Here is a 23,054-nt window from a genome sequence, read left to right as displayed (position 1 = left end):
CGCGGATGTACGGCTCAGCCGTACATCCGCGACAGCTTCTTCGGCACCACGATCTTGCGCCAGGCATGGTCGCCGTACATCGCGACCAGCGTGACCGCCCAACCCGCGTGGGTGATCCACCGCATCGGCGTACGGTCGGTCCACGCGACCACGAGCAGCGCGACCGCACACAGCAGGCACCACGCGACGCTGAGCGGGACCAGGCGCACCACCGTCGAACGGCGGCACAGGCGCCGCATCCCGCGCCAGGAGCCGCGGGGCAGCCGTCGCCAGGCGATCACTGCGGTCAGCGCGCAGATCACCACGACGATGCCCAGCCCGTACATCCGCCCGCCCAGGTCGACCGGCAGCTTCCGCATCTCGTCGTCGGACGGGTAGACCTGCGCGTTGAGCACGGCGACCAGCAGGCACAGCAGCGCGATCCAGCGAGTGCGGCGCAGGAGAGCGTGGTAGCGGACATCGAGGTTGTGGCGGACATTGTCGTTCTGCGGCTCGGCCGCCTGCTGGTCGGCCTCGGCGGATATCACGTCGGTGAGCTTGGCCTTGCCGAGCCGCTGTTCCAGCGAGACGAGCGTGCTGCGCGTGCGGGCGTCGGCGGGGTCGAGCCGCAGGGCCTCGCGCAGCGGAGCCAGCGCTTCCTCGCCCTTGCCGCTCGCCTGGAGAACGAACGCCACCTGATGGTGCGTGCGCGGCTCCTCCGGCGCGCGCCGCACACCCTCGCGCGCCACGACCAGCGCCTCTTCCAGGCAGGCCACGATCGACTCCGGCGTACGCGGCCCGGGTATCCGTGCCAGCGCCTGGGCGAGCGTGTAGTGCGTCATCCACGACTCGGGTTCGAGGCGCACCGCCTCCCGTGCCGGGGCGATCGCCTCGTCGATGCGCCGGCAGCCGAGGAGCGCCAGCGTCAGCATCCGGTGCGCGTAGGGCAGCTCGGGCGCCAGCTCGACGGCCCTGCGGGCCGCTTCGAGCGCCCGCTCGGGTTCCTTGGTGTCGAGATGGGCCAGCACGAGCCGCGTCCACGCCGCCGCGTCGTCGGGCTCTTCCGCGATTCGCTGCGCCAGCAGCGTGGCTGCCTCCTCGGGGCGGTCGGCGTCGAGCAGCAGCTCGGCCTTCTCGACGAGGGGACTGTGTCCGTTCACAGCAGCTTCCGCTTCTTGAGGTAGGCCAGCAGATCGTCGTACGTTCCGTCGTTGTTCGCGTACATGGCCACGTTCCTGGCCGTGCCGAACCACGCCTCGGTGGAGGGCCGCAACTCCTTGGCCGCCTTGGTGAGATCGGCCATGTCGATCATGCGGGGCTCGCCGCTGCGCACGGAGTCCATGAGGGCGTACTCGGAGGCTGTCTCGCACACGTGCGCGAGGTCCGCGCCGGAGAAGCCGTCCGTACGGCGGGCCAGCTTGCCGAGATCGACCCCGGCGACGGGACGTTCGCGCAGGTGGTAGTGGAGCACCGCCTGCCGGGCCTCCTCGTCGGGCGGCAGCACCAGCAAGGTGCGATCCAGCCGCCCGGGACGGCGCAGCGCGGAGTCCACGTCCCAGGGGTGGTTGGTGGCGGCGAGTACGAAGACGCCGTCGTTTTCGCTGCCGACTCCGTCCAGCTCGGTCAGCAGCTGGTTGACGGTGTTGCGCATCCCGCCGTGCTGGATGCGGCTGCGCTTGCCGCCGAGCGCGTCCAGCTCGTCGAGGAAGACGACGCAGGGCGCGTTGCGGCGGGCGGTCTTGAAGATCGAGGACAGGTTGCGCTCGGAGGCGCCGACCCACATGTCCAGCACATCGCTGAGCGCGACGTTGAGGAAGCTCGCGCCCAGCTCACCCGCGACGGCACGGGCCAGGAACGTCTTGCCGCAGCCGGGCGGCCCGTACAGCAACAGCCCGCCGCGCAGGCTCTTGCCGTACAGCTTGCGCAGTTCGGGGTTGCGCAGCGGCGCCAGGAACGCGGCCTCCAGCCGCTCCTTGACCTCGCGCATCCCGCCGACGTCGGCCAGCCGCAGCCCGCCGGCCGACTCCACGTCCCAGAGGGAGGTCTCGCCCGGGTCGTCGTTCCCGTCGGCGGTGAGCGGCGCCTCGGGCGTACCGGACTCGTCGGGCATACCGGGCTCGTGGGGCGCCCCGGGTTCGCCGGAGTCGCCGGGCTCCTCGGGCGTACCCGTCACGAAGCGCGGCTCGACGATGTCGGCGACCTCGTCCTCTGCCTGGTGCCAGTCGAAGCCGGCCGCGGGTGCGGCAGGGGAGGAGCCGGGGCCGGGCGCGGGGGGCTGTGCCGGTGCGGGGCCGGGGCCCGGCGACGGCGGGGCGACCGCGCGGGTCATGAGGGCGCGGGCTTCCTCGTTGTCCGGGTCCCGCTGGAGGGCCGCCGCCGCTTCCACGACGGCTTCGCTGGCGCGGCCCGCGTCCAGCAGGAGCTGGCCCAGATGCAGGCGCAGCGGTACGTCCTCGGGGGCGGCCTCGACCGCGCCGCGCAGGCTCTGGATCAGCCGTGACTCATCGGGCATGCGGTCACCCTAAAAGGGCGCCCCGCTGGGCCGAACGGCGGTGCGGCCAAGCCCCTGCTCCGGGGTGCCCCGAAGGGGCGCGGGGAACGGCGCGCCCAGCCCATACGCACCGGCACTGCGCCAAGCAACGGGCAGGGGCAGGGGCAGCCCCTTGTTCAGCCCCAGGAAAGCGGGCAACAGAAAGATTCACCGGACAGGCAACAAAGCTGAGGGCCATCCACGAGGCGGCCCGAACCAAGGGCCGGCCGCGAGGCGGAAAAGGCAGGAGCCCCCGCCGGGGCGGGGGCTCCTTGGGTACTGCGTGAGTCAGGGACTACTGCGGGGTCACGTTCTCCGCCTGCGGACCCTTCGGGCCCTGAGTGACGTCGAAGCTCACGATCTGGTTCTCCTCCAGGGAGCGGAACCCAGACGCGTTGATCGCGCTGTAGTGAACGAAGACATCGGGACCGCCGCCGTCCTGGGCGATGAAACCGAAGCCCTTTTCGGCGTTGAACCACTTCACGGTTCCGGTAGCCATAAGCCCTCCTTGGGCCTATAAGGGTGTCCCTGCTCCCAGAACCCACTAAGAAGCCTGAAAACGACGAGAGCCCGCGGTCACATGCTCCGCAGGCTCTGTACTGCAAGGGAAACCAAACTGCAACTTGCGGCGAGCCTAGCACGCAGGATCCTGAAGGGGGAAGGGCTGACGATCATGTTCTGTCCGCCGGTGCCGGAGCCCCCGTTCGCGGGTGCCGGACCCCACCGAAGACCCCGCGAAAGGCCCCGGCACAGGACCGCACAGACCGGGGCGTACTCTCCGGAGAGTGACTGAGAATCCGAGGCATGTGCGCACCCGACCCCGTGTAGGGCACATCCAGTTCCTCAACTGTCTGCCCCTCTACTGGGGTCTGGTCCACACGGGCTCCCTCCTCGATCTGGAGCTGACCCGGGAGACCCCCGAGAAGCTCAGCGAGATGGTCATCGACGGCCGGCTGGACATGGGCCCCGTCACCCTCGTGGAGTTCCTGCGCAACGCCGATGACCTCGTCGCCCTGCCGGACATCGCCGTCGGCTGCGACGGCAACGTCATGTCCTGCGAGATCGTCTCCCGCGTCCCCCTCGACCAGCTCGACGGTGCCCGGGTCGCCCTCGGCTCGACCTCCCGCACCTCCGTGCGCCTCGCCCAACTGCTGCTGAGCGAGCGCTTCGGGGTCGAGCCGGACTACTACACCTGCCCGCCCGACCTGGAGCGGATGATGAAGGAGGCGGACGCCGCCGTCGTCATCGGCGATGTGGGCCTGCGCGCCTATCTGCGCCATCTGCCGGAGCAGGGCCTGGAGGTGCACGACCTCGGGCAGCTGTGGAAGGAGTGGACGGGCCTGCCGTTCGTCTTCGCCGTATGGGCCGTGCGGCGCGACTTCCTGGAGCGCGAGCCGGAGACCGCGCGCGAGGTGCACCGCGCCTTCCTCTCCTCCCGCGACCTGTCGCTGGAGCAGGTCGACCAGGTCGCCGCGCACGCCGCGCGCTACGAGATCTTCGAACCCGCGGTGCTGGAGCGCTACTTCACCACGCTCGACTTCCGCTTCGGCGAGCGACAGCTGGCGGGCGTCCACGAGTTCGCCCGCCGCACCGGCGGCACCACCGGATTCCCCGCCGATGTGAACGTCGAACTGCTGCGCCCCTGACCGCGCTTCCCGGCCCGCTCCGCCCTGCCCCGCCCTCTCCCCGCAGCTCCCGGCCTCGTCCGCCTCTCCGTCCTCCTCTCCGTCCTCGTTCCGTCCCCGGGAACGGAATTGCCGCGCGCGGTGCCTAAGCTGACCCGATGACCGGGCGGTAGGGGGAAGAGGCAGGGGGACATCAGCATGCGACCGCTGGAGCCGGGGGACCCCCGGGAGTTGGGGGAGTACCGACTGCTGCGCAGGCTCGGCGCGGGCGGGATGGGGCGGGTCTACCTGGCACGTTCGATGAGCGGCCGTACGGTCGCCGTCAAGGTCGTCCACCCGCACATCGCCATGGACGAGCAGTTCCGTGCCCGCTTCCGGCGCGAGGTCGACTCCGCGCGGCGGGTGGGCGGCGACTGGACGGCGCCGGTGCTCGACGCCGACCCGGAGGCGCAGCTGCCCTGGGCCGCCACCGGCTATGTGGCGGGCCCCGCGCTCGCGGACGCCGTGCAGGAGTACGGGCCGCTGCCGGAGACCTCGGTACGGGCCGTGGGCGCGGGGCTGGCCGAGGCGCTGCGCCATGTGCACGGGCTCGGGCTGGTCCACCGGGACGTGAAGCCCTCCAACGTGCTGCTGACCGTGGACGGCCCCCGTCTGATCGACTTCGGTATCGCCCGGGCCACCGACGGCACGTCCTCCCTCACCTCCTCCGGGGTCTCGGTCGGCTCGCCGGGCTATATGTCGCCCGAACAGGTGCTCGGCCAGGTGGCAGGCGGGCCCTCGGACGTCTTCTCGCTGGGCGCCGTCCTGGCGTACGCGGCGACGGGCAAGGCGCCCTTTCCCGGCAACAGTTCCGCCTCGCTGCTCTACAAGGTCGTGCACGAGGACCCCGACCTCGACGGGCTCGACGGCCTGCTGCGCGAGGTGATCGCGCGCTGTCTGGCCAAGGCGGAGGAGGACCGGCCGCTGCCGCAGCAGCTCGCCCAGGAGCTGGCGGGACCGGCGGGCGGCGCCGCCGGACTCGTACGCTCCGGCTGGCTGCCGGGGCCGATCGTGGAACAGGTGGGCAGGCGGGCCGTCGAACTGCTCAGCCTCGAACCGGAAGCCCCCGCTCCGCCCTCGTCAGGGCCCATCCCCTTCACCTCGCTGGCGTCCACGGGCGGCAGCGTCTCGGGGAGCGGCGTCGCCCCGGGGAGCGGTGGCGGCGGCGGCAGCGATCAGCAGTTCAGCGGCCAGGGTGGGCCAGGGCCAGGAGCTGGGGTCGGGGCTGGGGTCGGGCCAGGGCCCGGAGCCGGAGCCGGAGCCGGAGCCGGAGCCGGAGCCGGAGCCGGAGCCGGAGCCGGAGCCGGAGCCGGAGCCGGAGCCGGAGCCGGAGCCGGAGCCGGAGCCGGGTTCGGGCCCGCGCCCGGGTACGGACCCGGGAGCCCGGAGCCCGCGAAGGCCCAGCTCAGGGTGGGCGGCCGGCGCCGGGTGAGCTGCACGCTGGTCGTCACGCTCGCGTGTGTGGTGGCGGCTGCCGCGCTGTCCGGGAGCTATTTCCTGGGCCTCTTCCCCGGCCGGAACAAGGGGAACAGCGACACAGCGCACCCCAAGCCCCCGGCCTCGGAGCGCGGCGGAGGCCAGGAGACCGAACTGCCCCAGGCCTTCGTCGGCAAATGGCAGGGGAACGTGGCCTACGGGAACGACGTCCCGGATGACCGGATGACCATCGACTTCCAGCGCGGTGGCAAGGGCGACAAGGTCGCCACGGGGGGGACCAGGATCGCCAAACTCGACATCGAGTGCACCGGGTACTGGAAGTTGCGCTCCGTGAAGGGGCAGAAGGTGACCATGGACTACTACAGCACCGGCACGAAGACGTGCTCCGAGGACTTCAAGGGCGAGGTCTTCACGCTGCGCGACAACAAGACGCTCAAGTACCAGTCCGGCATCGGCTCCGAAACCGGCGGCAAGGGGGCCTCCGGGACGCTCCGGAAGGTCGGCTGAGGCCCTGGCGTACGCTGGCCTGGTCGTCGCTTCGGAGGCGAAAGCGGCGGGATGTCTGAATGTGCGACCTTTGGAGGGACGCCCGGTGACAGCGCACGCGTCGAATGCCGGCCTGCAGTCCGTACTCGACCGCGCGGCCGAGGGCGGTCGGGTCACTCCCGAAGAGGCCCTCGACCTCTACCGCTCGGCCCCGCTGCACGCGCTGGGCGCCGCCGCCGACAAGGCCAGGCGCCGCCGCTACGCGGGCACCGAGCACATCGCGACGTACATCATCGAGCGGAACATCAACTACACCAATTCGTGTGTGACGGCGTGCAAGTTCTGCGCCTTCTACGCCTCGCCCAAGAGCGACAAGGTGTGGACCCGCGACTTGGACGACATCCTGCGCCGCTGCGCCGAGACGGTGGAGCTGGGCGGCACCCAGATCATGTTCCAGGGCGGCCACCACCCCGACTACGGCGTGGAGTACTACGAGGAGCACTTCGCCGCGATCAAGAAGGCGTTCCCGCAGCTGGTCATCCACTCCCTCGGCGCCAGCGAGGTCGAGCACATGGCGCGGATCTCCAAGGTCACGCCGAAGGAGGCCATCGAGCGCATCCACGCGGCGGGGCTCGACTCCTTCGCGGGCGCCGGCGCCGAACTGCTGCCCGCGCGGCCCCGCAAGGCCATCGCGCCGCTCAAGGAGTCGGGCGAGCGCTGGCTGGAGATCATGGAGATCGCCCACGGGCTCGGTGTGGAGTCGACCTCCACGATGCTGATGGGCACCGGCGAGACCAACGCCGAGCGCATCGAGCACCTGCGGATGATCCGCGATGTGCAGGACCGCACCGGCGGCTTCCGCGCCTTCATCCCGTACACCTACCAGCCCGAGAACAACCACCTGAAGGGCCAGACGCAGGCGACGCTCTTCGAGTACCTGCGGATGATCGCCATCGCGCGGATCTTCATGGACAACGTCGCCCACATCCAGGGCTCCTGGCTGACCACCGGCAAGGAGGTCGGCCAGCTCTCGCTGCACTACGGCGCCGACGACCTCGGCTCGATCATGCTGGAGGAGAACGTCGTCTCCTCGGCCGGTGCCAAGCACCGCTCCAACCGCATGGAGATCATCGACCTGATCCGCAAGGCCGGGCGCGTGCCCGCGCAGCGCGCGACGACCTACGAGCACCTGGTCGTGCACGACGACCCGGCGAACGACCCGGTGGACGACAAGGCCGTCTCGCATCTGTCCTCCACCGCGATCGAGGGCGGCACGGCCCACCCCGAGCTGCGGCTCGTCGACGCCAACTGACAGGAACGGAAAGCTCCGTGAGCCGCGCATCCCTGGACAAGAAGCCGCACGAGGTCGCCGCGATGTTCGACGACGTCGCGGAGAAGTACGACCTGACCAACGACGTGCTCTCGCTGGGCCAGGCGCGGCTGTGGCGCCGGGCGGTCGCCGACTCCGTGGCCGCGCGCCCCGGCGAGCGGGTCCTCGACCTGGCGGCGGGCACGGGCACCTCGGCGCTGCCGTTCGTGGAGGCCGGCGCCTTCACCGTGCCGTGCGACTTCTCGCTCGGCATGCTGCGCGAGGGCAAACGGCGCCACCCGTGGATGCCGCTGACGGCGGGCGACGCGACGAAACTGCCGTTCGCCGACGGGGTCTTCGACGCGGTCACGATCTCCTTCGGGCTGCGCAACGTGAGCGACGTGGACGGGGCGCTCGCCGAGCTGCTGCGGGTCACCCGGCCCGGCGGGCGCGTGCTCCTGTGCGAGTTCAGCCATCCGACGTGGGCGCCCTTCCGTACGGTCTACACCGAGTACCTGATGCGGGCGCTGCCCCCGGCCGCGCGGCGGGTCAGCAGCAGCCCGGACGCCTACGTCTACCTCGCGGAGTCCATCCGCGCGTGGCCGGACCAGGAGGCGATGGCGCTGCGGCTCCAGAAGGCCGGCTGGTCACGAGTGGCCTGGCGCAATCTGACGGGCGGCATCGTGGCGCTCCACCGGGGCGTCAAACCGGCGTAGCCGCCGGGGCTTCGAACCGGCGTGACCGCGCGGGCGGTGCGGCGGTTGCGCTTGCGTAACTCCGCTTCACACCAGGGTGCTTCAACGGGAACGATGGGCGCAGTCGCGGGAACCATGTACGCGACATCTGTGTCTACACGTACACGCACGGTGCCCGGGTGTGCCGTGGCCGTCCCCTTGAACGCATCGGAGCGCCATGTCGTCGCCGTCATCGTCGCCCTGCCCGAAATGCGGCACAAGCTCACCGTCTGAGGCCCGTTTCTGCATGGCCTGCGGTGCCCCGACGGCCCCTGCCGCGCCGCCCGAAGCACCCGCCGCGCCGTCCGAGACCCCTGCCGCGCCGCCCGAAGCACCCGCCGCGCCGTCCGAGACCCCTGCCGCGCCGTCCGAGACACCCGCGTCACCGGCGGCGCCCGCCGCGCCGCCCGCACCCGCTGCCCCTCCGCCGCCCGCCGCGCAGCCCCTGGCACCGCCCCCGGCGCCGCCCGCGCCCCCGGCCCCGCACCTGCCGCCGGGGCCCGCGCAGCCCGCTCAGCCCACGGCGGTGGGGCTGTTCCTCGCGCGCACCGTCAAGGGCGACTGGGCAGGCTCGCTGCGGATCGCCGTGTGGCCGCTCGCGCTGCTGTTCGTGGCCGCCTGTGCGATCGGGATCTGGTCCAACGACGACCTCGACGACCTCGACATCGGCTGGGGCACCCGCATGCGGGTCGCACTGGCCGGGCTGCTCCAGGGGGTCGGCGGCGGCTTCGGCGTCTCCTCGGACGGCAGCGTCGCCATGGCCGGCGAGCAGGTCGCCGGCGAGTCGACGCTCTCGTGGCTCCCGCTGCTGGCCACCGCCGTATGGGTGGGCGCGCTGGTCGTGGCCGCGCGGCGCGAGCGGGTGCGGCTCGCGGGCGCAGCGCCCTCGGCCGGGTTCGAGGCCGCCCTGCGCGTCGGGGCGATCTGCGGCCTCGGGGGGCTCGCGCTCGGGTTGTACGCGCGTCCCTCGTACGAGGGAATGGAACTCAACACCTCGCCAGGACTCACGCTCCTGTGGGCGTTCCTGCTCTCCACCGTCGTCGCGGGCGCCGTGCTCGCCCGGGGCGCGACCGACGCCTGGCTGGCCGCCCGCCCGGGGCCCGCGCCCCGGATGGCGATGGGCGCGCTGCGAACGGCGCTGCTGGCGCTGGTGCTCGTGGTCGCGCTGGGCTCCGTGGTGATGCTCGTCGTCGGCCTGACGACCGAGGACAACCTCAAGGGCGAGGACGTGCTCGGCCTGCTGGTGCTGCTGCCCAACCTGGGCGCGCTCGCCCTGGCCATGGCCTGGGGCGCCCCCATCGACATGCGCTGGGAGGTCACCCAACTGGACAGCCGCCGCGAGACGTTCGGATACTCGGAGCTGGCCGACGTGGGCGGCGCCTGGTCGGTCGTCGGCGCGCTCGCGGGCGGGCTCGTGTGCGCGCTGATCCTCGGGGTGCTGGCCGTCCGGCGCTCCGCCGACCGCCGCGAACAGCTGCTGACGGCCGGGTTCTTCGTCCTGGCGGTCCTGGCGCTCGTCCCGCTCGCCGGCCTCGGCGTCGAGGGGAACCTGCACGAGTCGACGGCCGGGATGGAGAGCGGCGAGTACGGCGGCAGCGGCGAGAGCTTCACCATGTACGGGGAGCTCGCCGCCGGTGGAGCCGAGCTGCTGCTCTTCGCGCTGCTGTGGTCCTTCGGCGGGGTGCTCGTGGCGCCGTTCGTGCGGACGCTGCTGGGGAAGGGCGCCGTCCCCGGCGCGGGCGGGGGAGCGGTGGCCCCGGTCCCGGCCCCTTGGCAGGCCCAGCCGCTCGCACACCCGCAGGCTCCCGGCGCGCCCGCCCAGGCTCCCGGCGCTGTCCCGCAGGCACATCCGGCGGCCGAAGCGCCCGCCTTCGACTCCGGGACCGTCAACCTGAGCGGCGGAACGGGCGCGACGGGCGGGCCGGGCGGCGCTGTGCCGCCCCCCTCGCGCGGCCCCGGCGTCAAATGGGCCGGGCTCGTCATGGCCGCCTTCCTCGTCGGCGGGGCCGCGACCGGCGGCGCCTTCTACCTGGCGGGGGACGACAAGGACGACACCAAGCCGAGCGCCAAGAACGCCGAGGGCACGGTCAAGGAGAAGAAGCCCGCCGACGACTCGTCCGCCTCCGCCGACCCCACGGCCACGCCCTCGACTCCCAGCGGGCCCGCCCCCAACGTCTCCGAAGGCGCCCAGGGCGGCTCCGGCGGCTCTGCCGAGAGCCCCGGGCGTACCGACCTGCCCGACGGTTTCCGCATGGTCGAGGACCCCAAGGGCTTCAGCGTCGGGGTGATGGAGGGCTGGCGGCGCGAGCCGAGCGGCACCCAGATCGACTACGCGGCACCCACCGGCGGCGAATACCTGCGCATCGGCATCATCGAGAATGCCGGGCAGTCCTCGTACGCCAATTTCCGCACCCTGGAGAAAGGCGCCAAGAAGCGGGACGACTACGAGCGCCTGGAAATGCGGAAGAACACTTTCCGGGGACGGCCGGGCGCGCGCTGGGAATTCACCTACACGTCCGACGATTCCGGAAACACCATCCACGCTTCCGACCAGGCGTACGTCGCCGAAGACGGAACCGAATACAGCATCTATTCGGAACGCCGCGTCTTCGCGGGCGAGGAGCCGGCCGAGGACCCGGTCTTCGAGACGGCCCTCGACACCTGGAACGAGTAGGACGTCACCGACTGAGGCTCGGGGGCGCCCCGAAGGGGCACGGGGAACGGCGCGCTCAGCCACCGAGCACCCGCACCCTGCAACGCGCGGCCAGGCGCACCCCCGGCCCAGCGCCGGCCACCAAGCACCCGCGCCCTGCAACGCACACCAAGTGGCACCCCCAACCCAGCAGCGCCAGCCACAAAGCGCCGCACAGCCAGGCGCACCCCGCGACCCAGCGCCAGGTGCCCAGGAATGCGCGCATAGACTGCCGGGGTCAGCCTCAACCCAGCAAGTGACGCGGGAGTCCTCGTGGCCGATCTCCACTCGCAGCCAGCCTCCGAGCGGACCGCCGATGTGATCGTCGTCGGTGCGGGCCCCGGCGGGTCCACGACCGCGTACCACCTCGCCCGCAGCGGCCTGGACGTCCTGCTGCTGGAGAAGACGGCCTTCCCCCGCGAGAAGGTGTGCGGCGACGGCCTCACCCCGCGCGCCACCAAGCAGCTCGTCGCGATGGGCATCGACATCTCCGAGGAGGCGGGCTGGCTGCGCAACAAGGGCCTGCGCATCATCGGCGGCGGCCAGCGTCTCCAGCTCGACTGGCCCGAGCTGGCCAGCTACCCGGACTACGGCCTGGTGCGCAAGCGCGACGACTTCGACGAACAGCTCGCCCACCAGGCCCAGAAGGCCGGGGCACGGCTGTATGAGCGGTGCAACGTCTCCGAGCCGGTGCTCGACGAGCGAACGGGTCACGTAACCGGCGTGCACGCCAAGCTCGGCGAGGAGAAGACCCCGGTCACCTTCCACGCCCCCGTGGTGGTCGCCGCCGACGGCAACTCCACCCGGCTGTCGGTGAAGATGGGCCTGCACCGCCGCGAGGACCGTCCCATGGGCGTGGCCGTGCGCACCTACTTCACCTCGCCCCGGCACGAGGACGACTACCTGGAGTCCTGGCTGGAGCTGTGGGACCGGCGCGGCGCCCAGGACCGGCTGCTGCCCGGGTACGGCTGGATCTTCGGCATGGGCGACGGCACCTCCAACGTCGGGCTGGGAGTGCTCAACACCTCCTCCTCGTTCAAGGAGCTGGACTGGCGCGAGATCCTCAAGGCGTGGTGCGCCTCCATGCCCGAGGAGTGGGGCTACACCCCCGAGAACATGACCTCCCCCATCCGTGGGGCGGCGCTGCCCATGGCCTTCAACCGGCAGCCGCACTACACCCGCGGCCTGATGCTGGTGGGCGACGCGGGCGGCCTGGTCAACCCGTTCAACGGCGAGGGCATCGCCTACGCGATGGAGTCCGGCGTCATCGCCGCCGAGACCATCGTCCAGGCACACGCCCGCGCCACCCCCACCCAGCGCGAACTCGCCCTGCGCCGCTACCCGAAGGTCCTCAAGGACACCTACGGCGGCTACTACACGATGGGCCGGGCCTTCGTGAAGCTCATCGGCAACCCCAAGGTGATGAAGCTCGCCGCCGAGCGCGGCCTCTCCCACCCGCTGCTGATGCGCTTCACCCTCAAAATGCTCGCCAACCTCACGGAACCCACCGGCGGCGACGCCATGGACCGCATCATCAACGGCCTGGCGAAGGTCGCCCCCCGGGCGTGAGCGGCTCGGGCGCCTGAGCCCCGCTCGTACCGCGCTCGGCAGCGAGGACGTGGGGGCGCGGGACACCGGCCCGGAGGGCCTGCCGGCGTCCTGCGAGGCCAGGTCCCGGGACGGGGACCGCGGTCTGAGCCTCCAGGCACGCTGGGGATCGCGGGACGAGACGACCACGGCGTTCCTCGACCGCACCGGTCTGTCCGCCTACAGCGCCCCCCTCTCCCCGCTCGGCTCCTGGCCGGGTGTGCTGATGGGCGATCCGGGCCGGACCAGCGTCAGCCTCTGGCTGAAGTGCGACAACAAGAAGGACGAGAGCCTGACGGTCGACGCCGTCTCGAACCGGGGAGCCTCGGCGAATGCCGGGCTCTCCTCCGCCGGACGGAAGCAGTTCGCCGCCGCCGCGGTCGCGTCCGCCAAGAGGGCCGCGGACAAGGCCGGCTGCGAGTACACCGGAAAGGGTTCGCTCGCCGGGCTGGCCGGCAGCCCCCGGAACGATCCGGCCGGCATCTCCCGGGCCCCGGGCACGTGTGCCGGCCTGCGCCCGCTGGCACCGCGCGCCGGGCGCCTCGGCCTGAGCCACGTGTGGGCGCCGCGGGCGAGCGCTTCGGCGCCCGTCGAGGACTGCGTCCTCACCACGTCCAAGGACCCTCAGCTGCCCGGATACTGGATGTCCGCGCACTTCGGCCCGTATGCGAAGGACCTCACCAAGAGGTTCGCCCAGCGCGTGAGCGGCGAGCGGGGGCGGGAGAAGGACGGCTCGCTCGTGTGGGCGACCGCGTCCTGTCCGGGCGCCGGCACACGGGCCCTCTTCCTTCTCCGCGGCATCACGGACAACGACACGAGGACGGGTACGGGCAAGGTGCCGGTGAAGCGGGACTCGCCCGCCTTCCGGGCCGATGCTCTTTCCGCGTTCGCCCGGCAGTCGGCGGAGCGCCACGACTGCGGGGACCTGAAGCTCCCCTGAGAACCGCTTCACGAGCCGCCCCGGGGTTTCACGAACCGCCGCGTTTCACGAGGCGCCCCGGGTCTCACGCACCGCCCCGAGACCCGCCGGCTCCCGTGGCGCCGCTGGGTGGCCCGGAGAGGCGTGCGACGGCGCTCGACGAGCCGGGGGGCGCCGACGGGCCTGGGACGGCCGGACGGCGCCGCACACGCCTTCTCGTGGACGGTGGCGCCGAGCGAGGGCCCGTAGGGGCCGCCGCGGGCACGCCAAGGGCCCCACCGCTCCGTCGTGCGGTGGGGCCCTTGGCCGGTGCGTGGTGAGCGTGCGTCAGAGGACGCGGACCGCGCCGGTGGGCTGGTCGTAGCTCAGGGGGCGCTCGACGACGCCGGTGGAGGAGTTCTGGGCGCCGATGAACTTGCCGCCGCCGACGTAGACGCCCACGTGGTAGGCGCTTCCCGCGCTGCCCCAGTAGAGGAGGTCACCGGGCTTGAGGTTGCTGAGGGAGACGGGGGTGCCTGACGTGGACTGCGGCTGCGAGGTGCGCGGCAGGTCGATGCCGACCTGCTTGAAGGCGGCACCGGTCAGGCCGGAGCAGTCGTAGGCGGAGGGGCCGGTGGCGCCCATGACGTAGGACTTGCCCACCTGCGCCCGCAGGAAGCTGAGCACGGTCGCGACATTGCCGCCCTTGGGAGCGGAGGGGGTGTTGAGCGCGGCGCGCTCGGTGGAGCGGGAGGCCGGGGCGGAGGACTTCTGCGCGGCGGCGCGGGCCTTGCTGGCGGCTTCCGCCTTGCGCTTGGCCTCGGCGCGGGCCTTGGCCTCCGCCTTCTCCTTGTTCTCCTTGGCCTGCTTCTTGGCCGTGGCGGCGGCGGCGTCCTGAGCGTCCTGGAGCTCGTACTGCTGCGCGGACGTCTGGAGGGACTCGGCCGCGCGCGTGGTGGAGCCGGCCAGGTCGCCGGAGAGCTTGGGCAGCTCCTGGGTCTGGGCCGGTGCGCTCTTGTCGGCCGCGAGGGCCGGTGCCGCCGCTGCGGTGATGGCGATGGTGCCCATGACGCCGCCCGTCACACCCGCACGCAGCGCCGTATTCATCTTGCTGGAGCGGGGCTTCCGGTGGCTGGGTATCTGAGCTTTCGGGGACATGAGGGCATGCCTAGCAGGCGCCGAACCCTCCGCTCAACAATCGTGCGATGCGCCACAGTCGTCGTGCATGCCGCCAGTTGGCCTCTCCGGGAGACCCCTCAGAGGCACCGGGCGATCGTGATCATTGCCCAACTACGGGGCCGTGACCACGCAGTTGTCCGCAATGCCGGAGTTTCTGTTACGGCAATATCACGGCCGGAATCGACGCGCAAAGAAGGCGATGATCGTCGGACGTCGGCGTGGCGCAGGTCACATTCTCTTCCGGCCTCGCGTCAGGGGCGGCAGTCAACTCTTCGTGCAAATGGGACGTTGGGTCCGTATCTCTCATTTCCCTTTGTCACGGGGAGGACTCGCCGGGGTCGCGCGCGGGTCTCCTCGCTTGTGCCGGGCTTCACGACCGCACGAGCGCCAGTGGTTCACGCATAGCAGGCAAATGAGTCCAGCGCGAATTTGCCGTTGCAGGCACGTGCCTGGTACGGCGACCCGCTTGTAGGGGGTGTGAGCACCGGCTCGGCGTCACCTCGGGTGATCATCCATGGGCTTTGCGTATGAAGATCATCGCTCATCCGACGGGATGATTCGCCGTCAGGTGGTGGAGATCACAAAGCAGTTGTCGCACCTCGTGTCGCAGATCACAGAGGGGCGGGCTTAAGATGCCTGCGAACAGGGCTTGTGAACTGCCTCACATAGGAGCGATCTTCGTGGGGGTACGCAACGGCCCAGCGGTCTGCCGGCAGTCAGAGTCGACGCCTGGAAGGAGACGGGAGCGGTGAACGTCTACACACCAATCCTCGTACTGGGAGCCATCGCGGCGGGGTTCACGGTCTTCTCCGTGGTCGTGGCCTCGGTCGTCGGCCCCAAGCGCTACAACCGGGCCAAGCTGGAGGCGTACGAGTGCGGCATCGAGCCCACGCCGCAGCCCGCCGGCGGCGGGCGCTTCCCGGTGAAGTACTACCTGACGGCGATGCTCTTCATCATCTTCGACATCGAAATCGTCTTCCTCTACCCGTGGGCCGTGCATTTCGACTCACTCGGGATGTTCGGGCTCGTCGAAATGCTGGTCTTCGTCGCCCTCATCGGTATCGCGTACGCCTACGACTGGCGGCGCGGCGGCCTGGAATGGGACTAGGGGCAGGATAAGCAATGGGACTTGAAGAGAAACTGCCGAGCGGCTTTCTGCTGAGCACCGTGGAGAAGATGGCCGGGGCGGCGCGCAAGTCGTCGATATTCCCGGCGACCTTCGGGCTCGCCTGCTGCGCCATCGAAATGATGACGACGGGCGCCGGCCGCTACGACCTCGCCCGCTTCGGCATGGAGGTCTTCCGCGGCTCACCCCGCCAGGCGGACCTGATGATCGTGGCAGGCCGGGTCAGCCAGAAGATGGCACCGGTGCTGCGGCAGGTCTACGACCAGATGCCCAACCCCAAGTGGGTCATCTCCATGGGTGTCTGCGCCTCCTCGGGCGGCATGTTCAACAACTACGCGATCGTGCAGGGCGTCGACCACGTCGTGCCGGTCGACATCTATCTGCCCGGCTGCCCCCCGCGCCCCGAAATGCTGCTGGACGCCATTCTCAAGCTGCACGAGCAGATCCTGCACTCCAAGCTCGGCGTCAACCAGAAGGAAGCGGCCCGCGCGGCAGAGGAAGCGGCGAAGAAGGCCCTGCCGACGATCGAGATGAAGGGGCTGCTGCGGTGACGGACGACCATGTGAACGGCAACGGCTCCGTGCCGGTCCAGCCGGGGGAGCCCGGTGAGGTCATCGGCGTGCGCCGCGGCATGTTCGGCGCCAACAACGGCGGCGACACCTCCGGCTACGGCGGGCTGCTGCGCACCGTACGGCTGCCCGGCGCCAGCAACCGGCCCTACGGCTCCTGGTTCGACGAGGTCGCCGACGAGCTGGAGGGCGCCCTGGAGGAGCAGGGCCTGCTCCCCGAGAACGCCATCGAGAAGACCGTCGTGGACCGCGACGAGCTGACCTTCCACATCGCCCGCGAGCACCTGCCCCGCGTCGCCCGCACCCTGCGCGACGACCCGGCGCTCCGCTTCGAGCTGTGTACCGGTGTCAGCGGCGTCCACTTCCCCGACGACAAGGGCCGCGAGCTGCACGCCGTCTACCACCTGCGCTCGATCACCCACAACCGGCTGATCCGGCTGGAGGTCAGCGCCCCCGACGCGGACCCGCACGTCCCCTCGATCGTCGACGTCTACCCGACCAACGACTGGCACGAGCGCGAGACGTACGACTTCTACGGACTGATCTTCGACGGGCATCCGGCCCTGACGCGGATCATGATGCCCGACGACTGGCAGGGCTTCCCGCAGCGCAAGGACTACCCGCTCGGAGGCATCCCCGTCGAGTACAAGGGCGCCCAGATTCCCGCTCCTGACCAGCGGAGGTCGTACACCTGATGAGCACCACTCACGCACCCGCCGGTATCCGGGAGACCACCGAAGGCACCGTCTACGACGTGACCGGCGGGGACTGGGACGAGATGGCCGCGCACGCCGCCAAGAGCGACGACGAGCGGATCATCGTCAACATGGGCCCCCAGCACCCCTCCACGCACGGCGTGCTGCGGCTCATCCTGGAGATCGACGGGGAGACGGTCACCGAGGCCCGCTGCGGCATCGGCTATCTGCACACCGGCATCGAGAAGAACCTGGAGTACCGCACCTGGACCCAGGGCACCACCTTCGTGACGCGCATGGACTACCTGACGCCGTTCTTCAACGAGGCGGCGTACTGCATGGGAGTCGAGCGGCTGCTGGGCATCGAGGACGACATCCCCGACCGCGCCAACGTCATCCGCGTCCTGATGATGGAGCTGAACCGGCTCTCCTCGCACCTGGTGGCCATCGCCACCGGCGGCATGGAGCTGGGCGCCACCACGGTGATGATCTTCGGCTTCCGGGACCGCGAACTGGTCCTGGACCTCTTCGAGCTGATCACCGGGCTGCGGATGAACTCCGCCTACATCCGCCCAGGCGGCCTCTCGCAGGATCTGCCGCCCGGCGCCGTCGACGCGCTGCGCGAGTTCATCAAGAAGATGCGCAAGAACTTGCCCGAGTACGACGCGCTGTGCACCGGCAACCCCGTCTTCAAGGCCCGTCTGAAGGACATCGGCTACCTCGACCTGGCCGGCTGCATGGCGCTGGGCGCCACCGGGCCGATCCTGCGCTCGGCGGGACTCCCGCACGACCTGCGCAAGTCGCAGCCCTACTGCGGATACGAGACCTACGACTTCGAGGTCCCCACCGTCGACACCTGCGACTCCTACGGCCGCTTCCTGCTGCGCCTGGAGGAGATGCGCCAGTCGCTGCGCGTCATCGAGCAGTGCGTCGACCGGCTGGAGCCCGGCCCCGTCATGGTCGGCGACAAGAAGATCGCCTGGCCCGCGCAGCTCGCGCTCGGCCCCGACGGGCTCGGCAACAGCCTCGATCACATCAAGAACATCATGGGCACCTCCATGGAGGCCCTGATCCACCACTTCAAGCTGGTGACCGAGGGCTTCCGGGTGCCGGCGGGCCAGACGTACGCCGCGGTCGAGTCCCCCAAGGGCGAGCTGGGCGTGCACGTCGTCAGCGACGGCGGCACCCGGCCCTACCGGGTGCACTTCCGCGACCCCTCCTTCACCAACCTTCAGTCCATGGCGGCGATGTGCGAGGGCGGCCAGGTCGCGGACGTCATCGTGGCCGTCGCGTCCCTCGACCCCGTGATGGGAGGCGTTGACCGATGAGCGGACAGCCGGCAGAGGCCGTGGAGATCGGCATCCCGCAGATGCCCGCGCCCGACTACCCCGCCGAGGTGCGGAAGCGGCTGGAGGCGGACGCCCGGGAGATCATCGCCCGCTACCCCGACAGCCGGTCGGCGCTGCTGCCGATGCTGCACCTGGTGCAGTCGGAGGAGGGGCACGTCACCCGCACGGGACAGCGGTTCTGCGCCGAGCTGCTCGACCTGACCACGGCCGAGGTCAACGCGGTCGCGACGTTCTACACCATGTACCGCCGCAAGCCCTCGGGCGACTACCAGGTCGGGGTGTGCACCAACACCCTGTGCGCTGTCATGGGCGGCGACGCCATCTACGCCGCGCTGCGCGAGCACCTGGCCGTGGGCGACGGGGAGACCACCGAGGACGGCAAGGTCACCCTGGAGCACATCGAGTGCAACGCGGCCTGCGACTTCGCGCCCGTGATGATGGTCAACTGGGAGTTCTTCGACAACCAGACGCCCGACAGCGCGCGGCAGCTCGTCGACGACCTGCGCGCCGGGCGCGAGGTCGAGCCCACCCGCGGCGCCCCCCTGTGCACGTTCAAGAAGACCGCGCGCATCCTCGCGGGCTTCCCCGACGAGCGCACCGACGCCAACGCCGCCTCCGGCAGCGCGGGACCCCCCTCCCTGGTGGGCCTGCGGCTGGCCAAGGGCGAGACCGCACCAGGCATCGTCGCCCCCCGCAGTGCGGCGGCCGACGAGGAGGGGGAGTGATGACCGTGGCAGCACAGGGCGGCGGCGGCCAGGACGACACCACCAGGTCCCAGGACCACGCGGACCACGAGCCCCACTCGGGCCCCCCGGACATGAGCCCCGAGAAGCTCCTCACCCCCGTGCTGTCCGCGCACTGGGACGAGACGGACTCCTACACGCTGGCCGGCTACCGGCGGCACGAGGGCTACCAGGGCCTGCGCAAGGCGCTCGCCATGGACCCCGACGACCTCATCGCCTACGTCAAGGAAGCGGGGCTGCGCGGACGCGGCGGCGCCGGCTTCCCGACCGGGATGAAGTGGCAGTTCATCCCGCAGGGCGACGGCAAGCCGCACTATCTCGTCGTCAACGCCGACGAGTCCGAGCCCGGCACCTGCAAGGACATCCCCCTCCTCTTCGCCAACCCGCACTCCCTCATCGAGGGCATCGTCATCGCCTGTCACGCCATCCGCTCCAGCCACGCGTTCATCTATCTGCGCGGCGAGGTCGTACCGGTGCTGCGGCGGCTGCACGAGGCGGTGCGCGAGGCGTACGAGGCGGGCTACCTCGGCAAGGACGCCCTCGGCCCCGGCAAGGACCTGGAGCTCACCGTGCACGCCGGCGCCGGCGCGTACATCTGCGGCGAGGAGACCGCGCTGCTCGACTCGCTGGAGGGCCGCCGAGGGCAGCCGAGGCTGCGTCCCCCCTTCCCGGCCGTCGCCGGCCTGTACGCCTGCCCCACAGTGGTGAACAACGTCGAGTCCATCGCCTCGGTTCCCGCCCTCGTCAACAAGGGCAAGGACTGGTTCCGTTCGATGGGCAGCGAGAAGTCGCCCGGCTTCACGCTCTACTCGCTCAGCGGCCACGTCGCCAGCCCCGGCCAGTACGAGGCCCCGCTGGGCATCACCCTGCGCCAGCTCCTCGACATGAGCGGCGGCATGCGCCCGGGGCACCGGCTGAAGTTCTGGACCCCCGGCGGCTCCTCCACCCCGATGCTCACCGACGATCACCTGGACGTCCCCCTCGACTACGAGGGCGTCGGCAACGCCGGCTCCATGCTCGGCACCAAGGCGCTCCAGTGCTTCGACGAGACCACCTGCGTGGTGCGGGCCGTCACCCGCTGGACCGAGTTCTACGCGCACGAGTCCTGCGGCAAGTGCACCCCCTGCCGCGAAGGCACCTACTGGCTCGTCCAGCTGATGCGCGACATCGAAGCGGGCAAGGCCGGCCCCGCCGACCTGGAGAAGATCGCCGACATCGCCGACAACATAAACGGCAAGTCCTTCTGCGCCCTCGGTGACGGCGCGGCGTCCCCGATCTTCTCCTCGCTCCAGTACTTCCGCGAGGAGTACGAGCAGCACCTCGAGGGCCGCGGCTGCCCCTTCGACCCCGAGAAGTCCACCGCGTGGGCGGACGCGGCGGGTTCCCCGCGTGCGGGGGTGACGGCGTGACCGCCGCTCCCTGCCGGGCCCGCCCCGGACCCCGCCGGGCCTGTCCCGGATTTCCGGAAGAACCTCGCGATCAGAACAACGCGTCCCCACCGGAGGTGCACGCATGACCGTCACCACCCCCGCCTCGCCCTCCGGAGGAGGGGAGGTCACCCCACCGCCCGAAGACCTCGTGTCGCTGACCATCGACGGTGCGCAGATCAGCGTCCCCAAGGGCACGCTCGTCATCCGCGCCGCCGAACAGCTCGGTATCGAGATCCCGCGCTTTTGCGACCACCCGCTTCTCGACCCCGCCGGCGCCTGCCGGCAGTGCATCGTCGAGGTCGAGGGCCAGCGCAAGCCCATGGCGTCCTGCACCATCCAGTGCACCGACGGCATGGTCGTCAAGACGCACCTCACCTCCGAGCCCGCGAGCAAGGCCCAGCGCGGCGTGATGGAGCTGCTGCTCATCAACCACCCGCTGGACTGCCCGGTCTGCGACAAGGGCGGCGAGTGCCCCTTGCAGAACCAGGCGATGTCCCACGGCGACGCCGACTCCCGCTTCGAGGGCAAGAAGCGCACCTTCGAGAAGCCCGTGGCCATCTCGAAGCAGGTGCTGCTCGACCGCGAGCGGTGCGTGCTGTGCGCGCGCTGCACCCGCTTCTCCAACCAGATCGCGGGCGACCCCATGATCGAGCTGCTGGAGCGGGGCGCCCTCCAGCAGGTGGGCACCGGCGAGGACACGCCCTTCGAGTCGTACTTCTCCGGCAACACCATCCAGATCTGCCCGGTCGGCGCGCTCACCTCGGCCGCCTACCGGTTCCGCTCCCGCCCCTTCGACCTCACCTCCTCGCCCAGCGTGTGCGAGCACTGCTCCGGCGGCTGCGCCACCCGCACCGACCACCGGCGCGGCAAGGTCATGCGCCGGCTGGCGGCCAACGACCCCGAGGTCAACGAGGAGTGGCTCTGCGACAAGGGCCGCTTCGCCTTCCGCTACGCCCAGCGGCCCGACCGGCTCACCACCCCGCTCGTACGCGGCGAGGACGGCGAGCTGGCACCGGCGAGCTGGCCCGAGGCGCTGGAGGCGGCGGCCCGCGGGCTCGAAGGGGCGCGCGGCCGGGCCGGGGTGCTGACCGGCGGCCGGGTCACCGTCGAGGACGCGTACGCCTACGCCAAGTTCGCCCGTGTCGCGCTGCGCACCAACGACATCGACTTCCGCGCGCGGGCCCACTCCGCCGAGGAGAGCGCCTTCCTGATCTCGCACGTCGCCGGGAAGGGCAAGGACCTGGGCGGGGGAGGCCTGACCTACAGCGCGCTGGAGGCGGCGCCCGCCGTGCTGCTGGCCGGGCTGGAGACCGAGGAGGAGGCGCCCGGCGTCTTCCTGCGGCTGCGCAAGGCATGGCGCACCCACAAGCAGCGCACCTTCGCGCTCGCCCCCTACGCCACCCGTGGCCTGGAGAAGGCGGGCGGCACCCTGCTGCCCGCGGCCCCCGGCACCGAGACCGAGTGGCTGGACGCGCTCGCGGGCGGGGTCGGGCTGGAGGAGCGGGGGAGCGAGGCGGCCGAGGCGCTGCGGGCCGAGGGCTCGGTGATACTCGTCGGCGAGCGGCTGGCCACCGTGCCCGGCGCGCTCACCGCCGCCGTACGCACCGCCGCCGCCACCGGCGCCACCCTGGCGTGGGTGCCGCGCCGCGCGGGCGAGCGGGGCGCGATCGAGGCGGGCGCGCTCGGCGCGCTGCTGCCGGGGGCCCGGCCGGTCTCCGACGCGGGGGCCCGTGCCGAGGTCGCCCGGGTGTGGGGAGTGGCCGAACTGCCCGCCGAGCCGGGGCGTGACACCTCGCAGATCCTTCAGGCCGCCGCCGACGGTGAGCTGTCGGCGCTGGTCGTCGGCGGCGTCGGCGTGGCGGACCTGCCGGACCCGGCGCTGGCCCTGCGGGCGCTGGAGGCGGCCGAGTTCGTCGTCAGTCTGGAGCTGCGGCCCAGCGAGGTCACCGACCGGGCCGATGTCGTCCTCCCCGTCTCCGCCGTGGTGGAGAAGTCGGGCACCTTCCTCAACTGGGAGGGCCGCGCACGGATGTTCCAGGCCGCCGTCAAGCCGGACCAGATGACGCGCCGCCATGTGCAGCCCGACGCACGGGTTCTGACCATGCTCGCGGACGCCCTCGATGTGCACCTGGGCGTGCCCGATGTGCGCATGGCGCGCGGCGAGATGGACCGGCTCGGCCACACGGTCCACGAGATGGAGGCCGTCTTGTCACCGGCCCCGGTGTCCGGGGCGCGCGCCGTGCCGCAGCCCGCCGCCGGGGAGGCCGTGCTCGCCGGGCACCGGCTGCTGCTCGACCAGGGCCGGCTCCAGGAGGGCGACGAGGCGCTGGCCGGGACCCGGCACGCGGCCCTGGCCCGGCTCTCCGCCGCGACGGCCGCCGAGACCGGGGTCAAGGACGGCGACGAGCTCGCCGTCACCGGGCCGAGCGGCCAGGTACGGCTGCCGCTGCGGGTCACCGAGATGCCCGACCGGGTCGTGTGGCTGCCGCTGAACTCGGTGGGCCACGGCGTCGCGGCCGACACCGGGGCCAACCCCGGCGAGCTGGTCCGCATCGGCCCCGTGAGCACCTCCGGCGGAAACGGGGAGGTGGAAGCGTGAGCGGCCCCTGGGGCGGTCCGGCCGCCTTCGCCGTACGCGCCGTCCGTG

19 protein-coding genes are annotated in these 23,054 nt (G+C 71.5%); 15 read left to right on the top strand and 4 right to left on the bottom strand.

Going from position 1 to position 23,054, the window contains the following annotated elements; all coding sequences use genetic code 11:
* Positions 1 to 14: 14 nt before the first annotated feature.
* The 3 genes from OHB04_RS17810 to OHB04_RS17800 form a co-directional block, all read right to left on the bottom strand.
* Positions 15 to 1,139 carry a tetratricopeptide repeat protein gene (locus OHB04_RS17810; RefSeq protein ID WP_326807789.1) on the bottom strand — a complete coding sequence of 375 codons (1,125 nt, stop codon included), beginning with the start codon at positions 1,137 to 1,139 and terminating at the stop codon, positions 15 to 17.
* Positions 1,136 to 2,491 (bottom strand): ATP-binding protein, encoded by a 1,356-nt coding sequence (locus OHB04_RS17805; RefSeq protein ID WP_326688680.1) that lies wholly within the window; start codon positions 2,489 to 2,491, stop codon positions 1,136 to 1,138. Before OHB04_RS17805 ends, OHB04_RS17810 begins: the two co-directional genes overlap by 4 nt.
* Before the next feature lie 313 nt (positions 2,492 to 2,804).
* Positions 2,805 to 3,008: a cold-shock protein gene (locus OHB04_RS17800; RefSeq protein WP_326688679.1), complete on the bottom strand. Its 204-nt coding sequence runs from the start codon at positions 3,006 to 3,008 to the stop codon at positions 2,805 to 2,807.
* Between the two features lie 307 nt (positions 3,009 to 3,315).
* On the opposite strand from OHB04_RS17800, the gene OHB04_RS17795 reads away from it, so the two are divergent.
* From OHB04_RS17795 to OHB04_RS17760, 8 genes are all read left to right on the top strand, one after another.
* Positions 3,316 to 4,155, top strand: coding sequence for a menaquinone biosynthetic enzyme MqnA/MqnD family protein (locus tag OHB04_RS17795; RefSeq protein ID WP_326692788.1), 840 nt, complete (start codon positions 3,316 to 3,318; stop codon positions 4,153 to 4,155).
* A gap of 177 nt (positions 4,156 to 4,332) precedes the next feature.
* A complete protein-coding gene (locus OHB04_RS17790; RefSeq protein ID WP_326807788.1) occupies positions 4,333 to 6,117 on the top strand; it encodes a serine/threonine-protein kinase in 1,785 nt (594 codons plus the stop codon).
* Between the two features lie 85 nt (positions 6,118 to 6,202).
* The gene (gene mqnC, locus OHB04_RS17785; RefSeq protein WP_326688677.1) at positions 6,203 to 7,408 is read left to right on the top strand and encodes a cyclic dehypoxanthinyl futalosine synthase; all 1,206 of its coding nucleotides are present in this window, start codon (positions 6,203 to 6,205) and stop codon (positions 7,406 to 7,408) included.
* A 17-nt stretch (positions 7,409 to 7,425) separates the two neighbouring features.
* Entirely contained in the window at positions 7,426 to 8,121 is a 696-nt protein-coding gene (locus OHB04_RS17780) for a demethylmenaquinone methyltransferase (protein WP_326688676.1), read from the top strand.
* Between the two features lie 129 nt (positions 8,122 to 8,250).
* Positions 8,251 to 8,373 (top strand): hypothetical protein, encoded by a 123-nt coding sequence (locus OHB04_RS17775; RefSeq protein ID WP_326688675.1) that lies wholly within the window; start codon positions 8,251 to 8,253, stop codon positions 8,371 to 8,373.
* A 13-nt stretch (positions 8,374 to 8,386) separates the two neighbouring features.
* Positions 8,387 to 10,813, top strand: a complete 2,427-nt coding sequence (locus OHB04_RS17770) for a hypothetical protein (RefSeq protein ID WP_326807787.1) — start codon at positions 8,387 to 8,389, stop codon at positions 10,811 to 10,813.
* 291 nt (positions 10,814 to 11,104) lie between these two features.
* Entirely contained in the window at positions 11,105 to 12,400 is a 1,296-nt protein-coding gene (locus OHB04_RS17765; RefSeq protein ID WP_326807786.1) for a geranylgeranyl reductase family protein, read from the top strand.
* A gap of 49 nt (positions 12,401 to 12,449) precedes the next feature.
* Positions 12,450 to 13,358: a hypothetical protein gene (locus OHB04_RS17760; protein ID WP_326807785.1), complete on the top strand. Its 909-nt coding sequence runs from the start codon at positions 12,450 to 12,452 to the stop codon at positions 13,356 to 13,358.
* Between the two features lie 306 nt (positions 13,359 to 13,664).
* Here the strand turns inward: OHB04_RS17760 and OHB04_RS17755 are convergent, their stop codons facing one another.
* A complete protein-coding gene (locus tag OHB04_RS17755) occupies positions 13,665 to 14,474 on the bottom strand; it encodes a C40 family peptidase (protein WP_326688670.1) in 810 nt (269 codons plus the stop codon).
* 769 nt (positions 14,475 to 15,243) lie between these two features.
* Here OHB04_RS17755 and OHB04_RS17750 point away from each other — a divergent pair.
* From OHB04_RS17750 to OHB04_RS17720, 7 genes are all read left to right on the top strand, one after another.
* On the top strand, positions 15,244 to 15,603 hold the full coding sequence (locus OHB04_RS17750) for an NADH-quinone oxidoreductase subunit A (RefSeq protein ID WP_326688669.1): 360 nt from the start codon (positions 15,244 to 15,246) through the stop codon (positions 15,601 to 15,603).
* Between the two features lie 14 nt (positions 15,604 to 15,617).
* On the top strand, positions 15,618 to 16,172 hold the full coding sequence (locus tag OHB04_RS17745; protein WP_326688668.1) for a NuoB/complex I 20 kDa subunit family protein: 555 nt from the start codon (positions 15,618 to 15,620) through the stop codon (positions 16,170 to 16,172).
* The gene (locus tag OHB04_RS17740) at positions 16,169 to 16,885 is read left to right on the top strand and encodes an NADH-quinone oxidoreductase subunit C (protein ID WP_326688667.1); all 717 of its coding nucleotides are present in this window, start codon (positions 16,169 to 16,171) and stop codon (positions 16,883 to 16,885) included. The genes OHB04_RS17745 and OHB04_RS17740 overlap by 4 nt, the downstream gene beginning before the upstream one ends.
* On the top strand, positions 16,885 to 18,213 hold the full coding sequence (locus tag OHB04_RS17735; protein ID WP_326688666.1) for an NADH-quinone oxidoreductase subunit D: 1,329 nt from the start codon (positions 16,885 to 16,887) through the stop codon (positions 18,211 to 18,213). Before OHB04_RS17740 ends, OHB04_RS17735 begins: the two co-directional genes overlap by 1 nt.
* Complete coding sequence (gene nuoE / locus OHB04_RS17730; RefSeq protein ID WP_326688665.1) at positions 18,210 to 18,959, top strand: NADH-quinone oxidoreductase subunit NuoE; 750 nt, start codon at positions 18,210 to 18,212, stop codon at positions 18,957 to 18,959. The genes OHB04_RS17735 and nuoE overlap by 4 nt, the downstream gene beginning before the upstream one ends.
* Positions 18,959 to 20,386, top strand: coding sequence for an NADH-quinone oxidoreductase subunit NuoF (gene nuoF / locus OHB04_RS17725; RefSeq protein ID WP_405805006.1), 1,428 nt, complete (start codon positions 18,959 to 18,961; stop codon positions 20,384 to 20,386). The genes nuoE and nuoF overlap by 1 nt, the downstream gene beginning before the upstream one ends.
* A 103-nt stretch (positions 20,387 to 20,489) precedes the next feature.
* Positions 20,490 to 23,006 carry an NADH-quinone oxidoreductase subunit G gene (locus OHB04_RS17720; RefSeq protein WP_326688664.1) on the top strand — a complete coding sequence of 839 codons (2,517 nt, stop codon included), beginning with the start codon at positions 20,490 to 20,492 and terminating at the stop codon, positions 23,004 to 23,006.
* The last annotated feature ends 48 nt before the right edge of the window (positions 23,007 to 23,054 follow it).

Source organism: Streptomyces sp. NBC_01775 (assembly GCF_035917675.1).
In the GTDB taxonomy this organism is placed as follows: Bacteria; Actinomycetota; Actinomycetes; order Streptomycetales; family Streptomycetaceae; genus Streptomyces.
This window is presented reverse-complemented; position numbering and strand designations above follow the sequence as displayed.

Bases quoted from the DNA above. Each gene is read 5' to 3' on its own strand.
- OHB04_RS17770 (WP_326807787.1), top strand. From the start codon at position 8,387: ATGGCCTGCGGTGCCCCGACGGCCCCTGCCGCGCCGCCCGAAGCACCC.
- nuoE (WP_326688665.1), top strand. From the start codon at position 18,210: ATGAGCGGACAGCCGGCAGAGGCCGTGGAGATCGGCATCCCGCAGATG.
- OHB04_RS17800 (WP_326688679.1), bottom strand. From the start codon at position 3,008: ATGGCTACCGGAACCGTGAAGTGGTTCAACGCCGAAAAGGGCTTCGGT.
- nuoF (WP_405805006.1), top strand. From the start codon at position 18,959: ATGACCGTGGCAGCACAGGGCGGCGGCGGCCAGGACGACACCACCAGG.
- OHB04_RS17720 (WP_326688664.1), top strand. From the start codon at position 20,490: ATGACCGTCACCACCCCCGCCTCGCCCTCCGGAGGAGGGGAGGTCACC.
- OHB04_RS17805 (WP_326688680.1), bottom strand. From the start codon at position 2,491: ATGCCCGATGAGTCACGGCTGATCCAGAGCCTGCGCGGCGCGGTCGAG.
- OHB04_RS17755 (WP_326688670.1), bottom strand. From the start codon at position 14,474: ATGTCCCCGAAAGCTCAGATACCCAGCCACCGGAAGCCCCGCTCCAGC.
- OHB04_RS17790 (WP_326807788.1), top strand. From the start codon at position 4,333: ATGCGACCGCTGGAGCCGGGGGACCCCCGGGAGTTGGGGGAGTACCGA.
- OHB04_RS17735 (WP_326688666.1), top strand. From the start codon at position 16,885: ATGAGCACCACTCACGCACCCGCCGGTATCCGGGAGACCACCGAAGGC.
- OHB04_RS17745 (WP_326688668.1), top strand. From the start codon at position 15,618: ATGGGACTTGAAGAGAAACTGCCGAGCGGCTTTCTGCTGAGCACCGTG.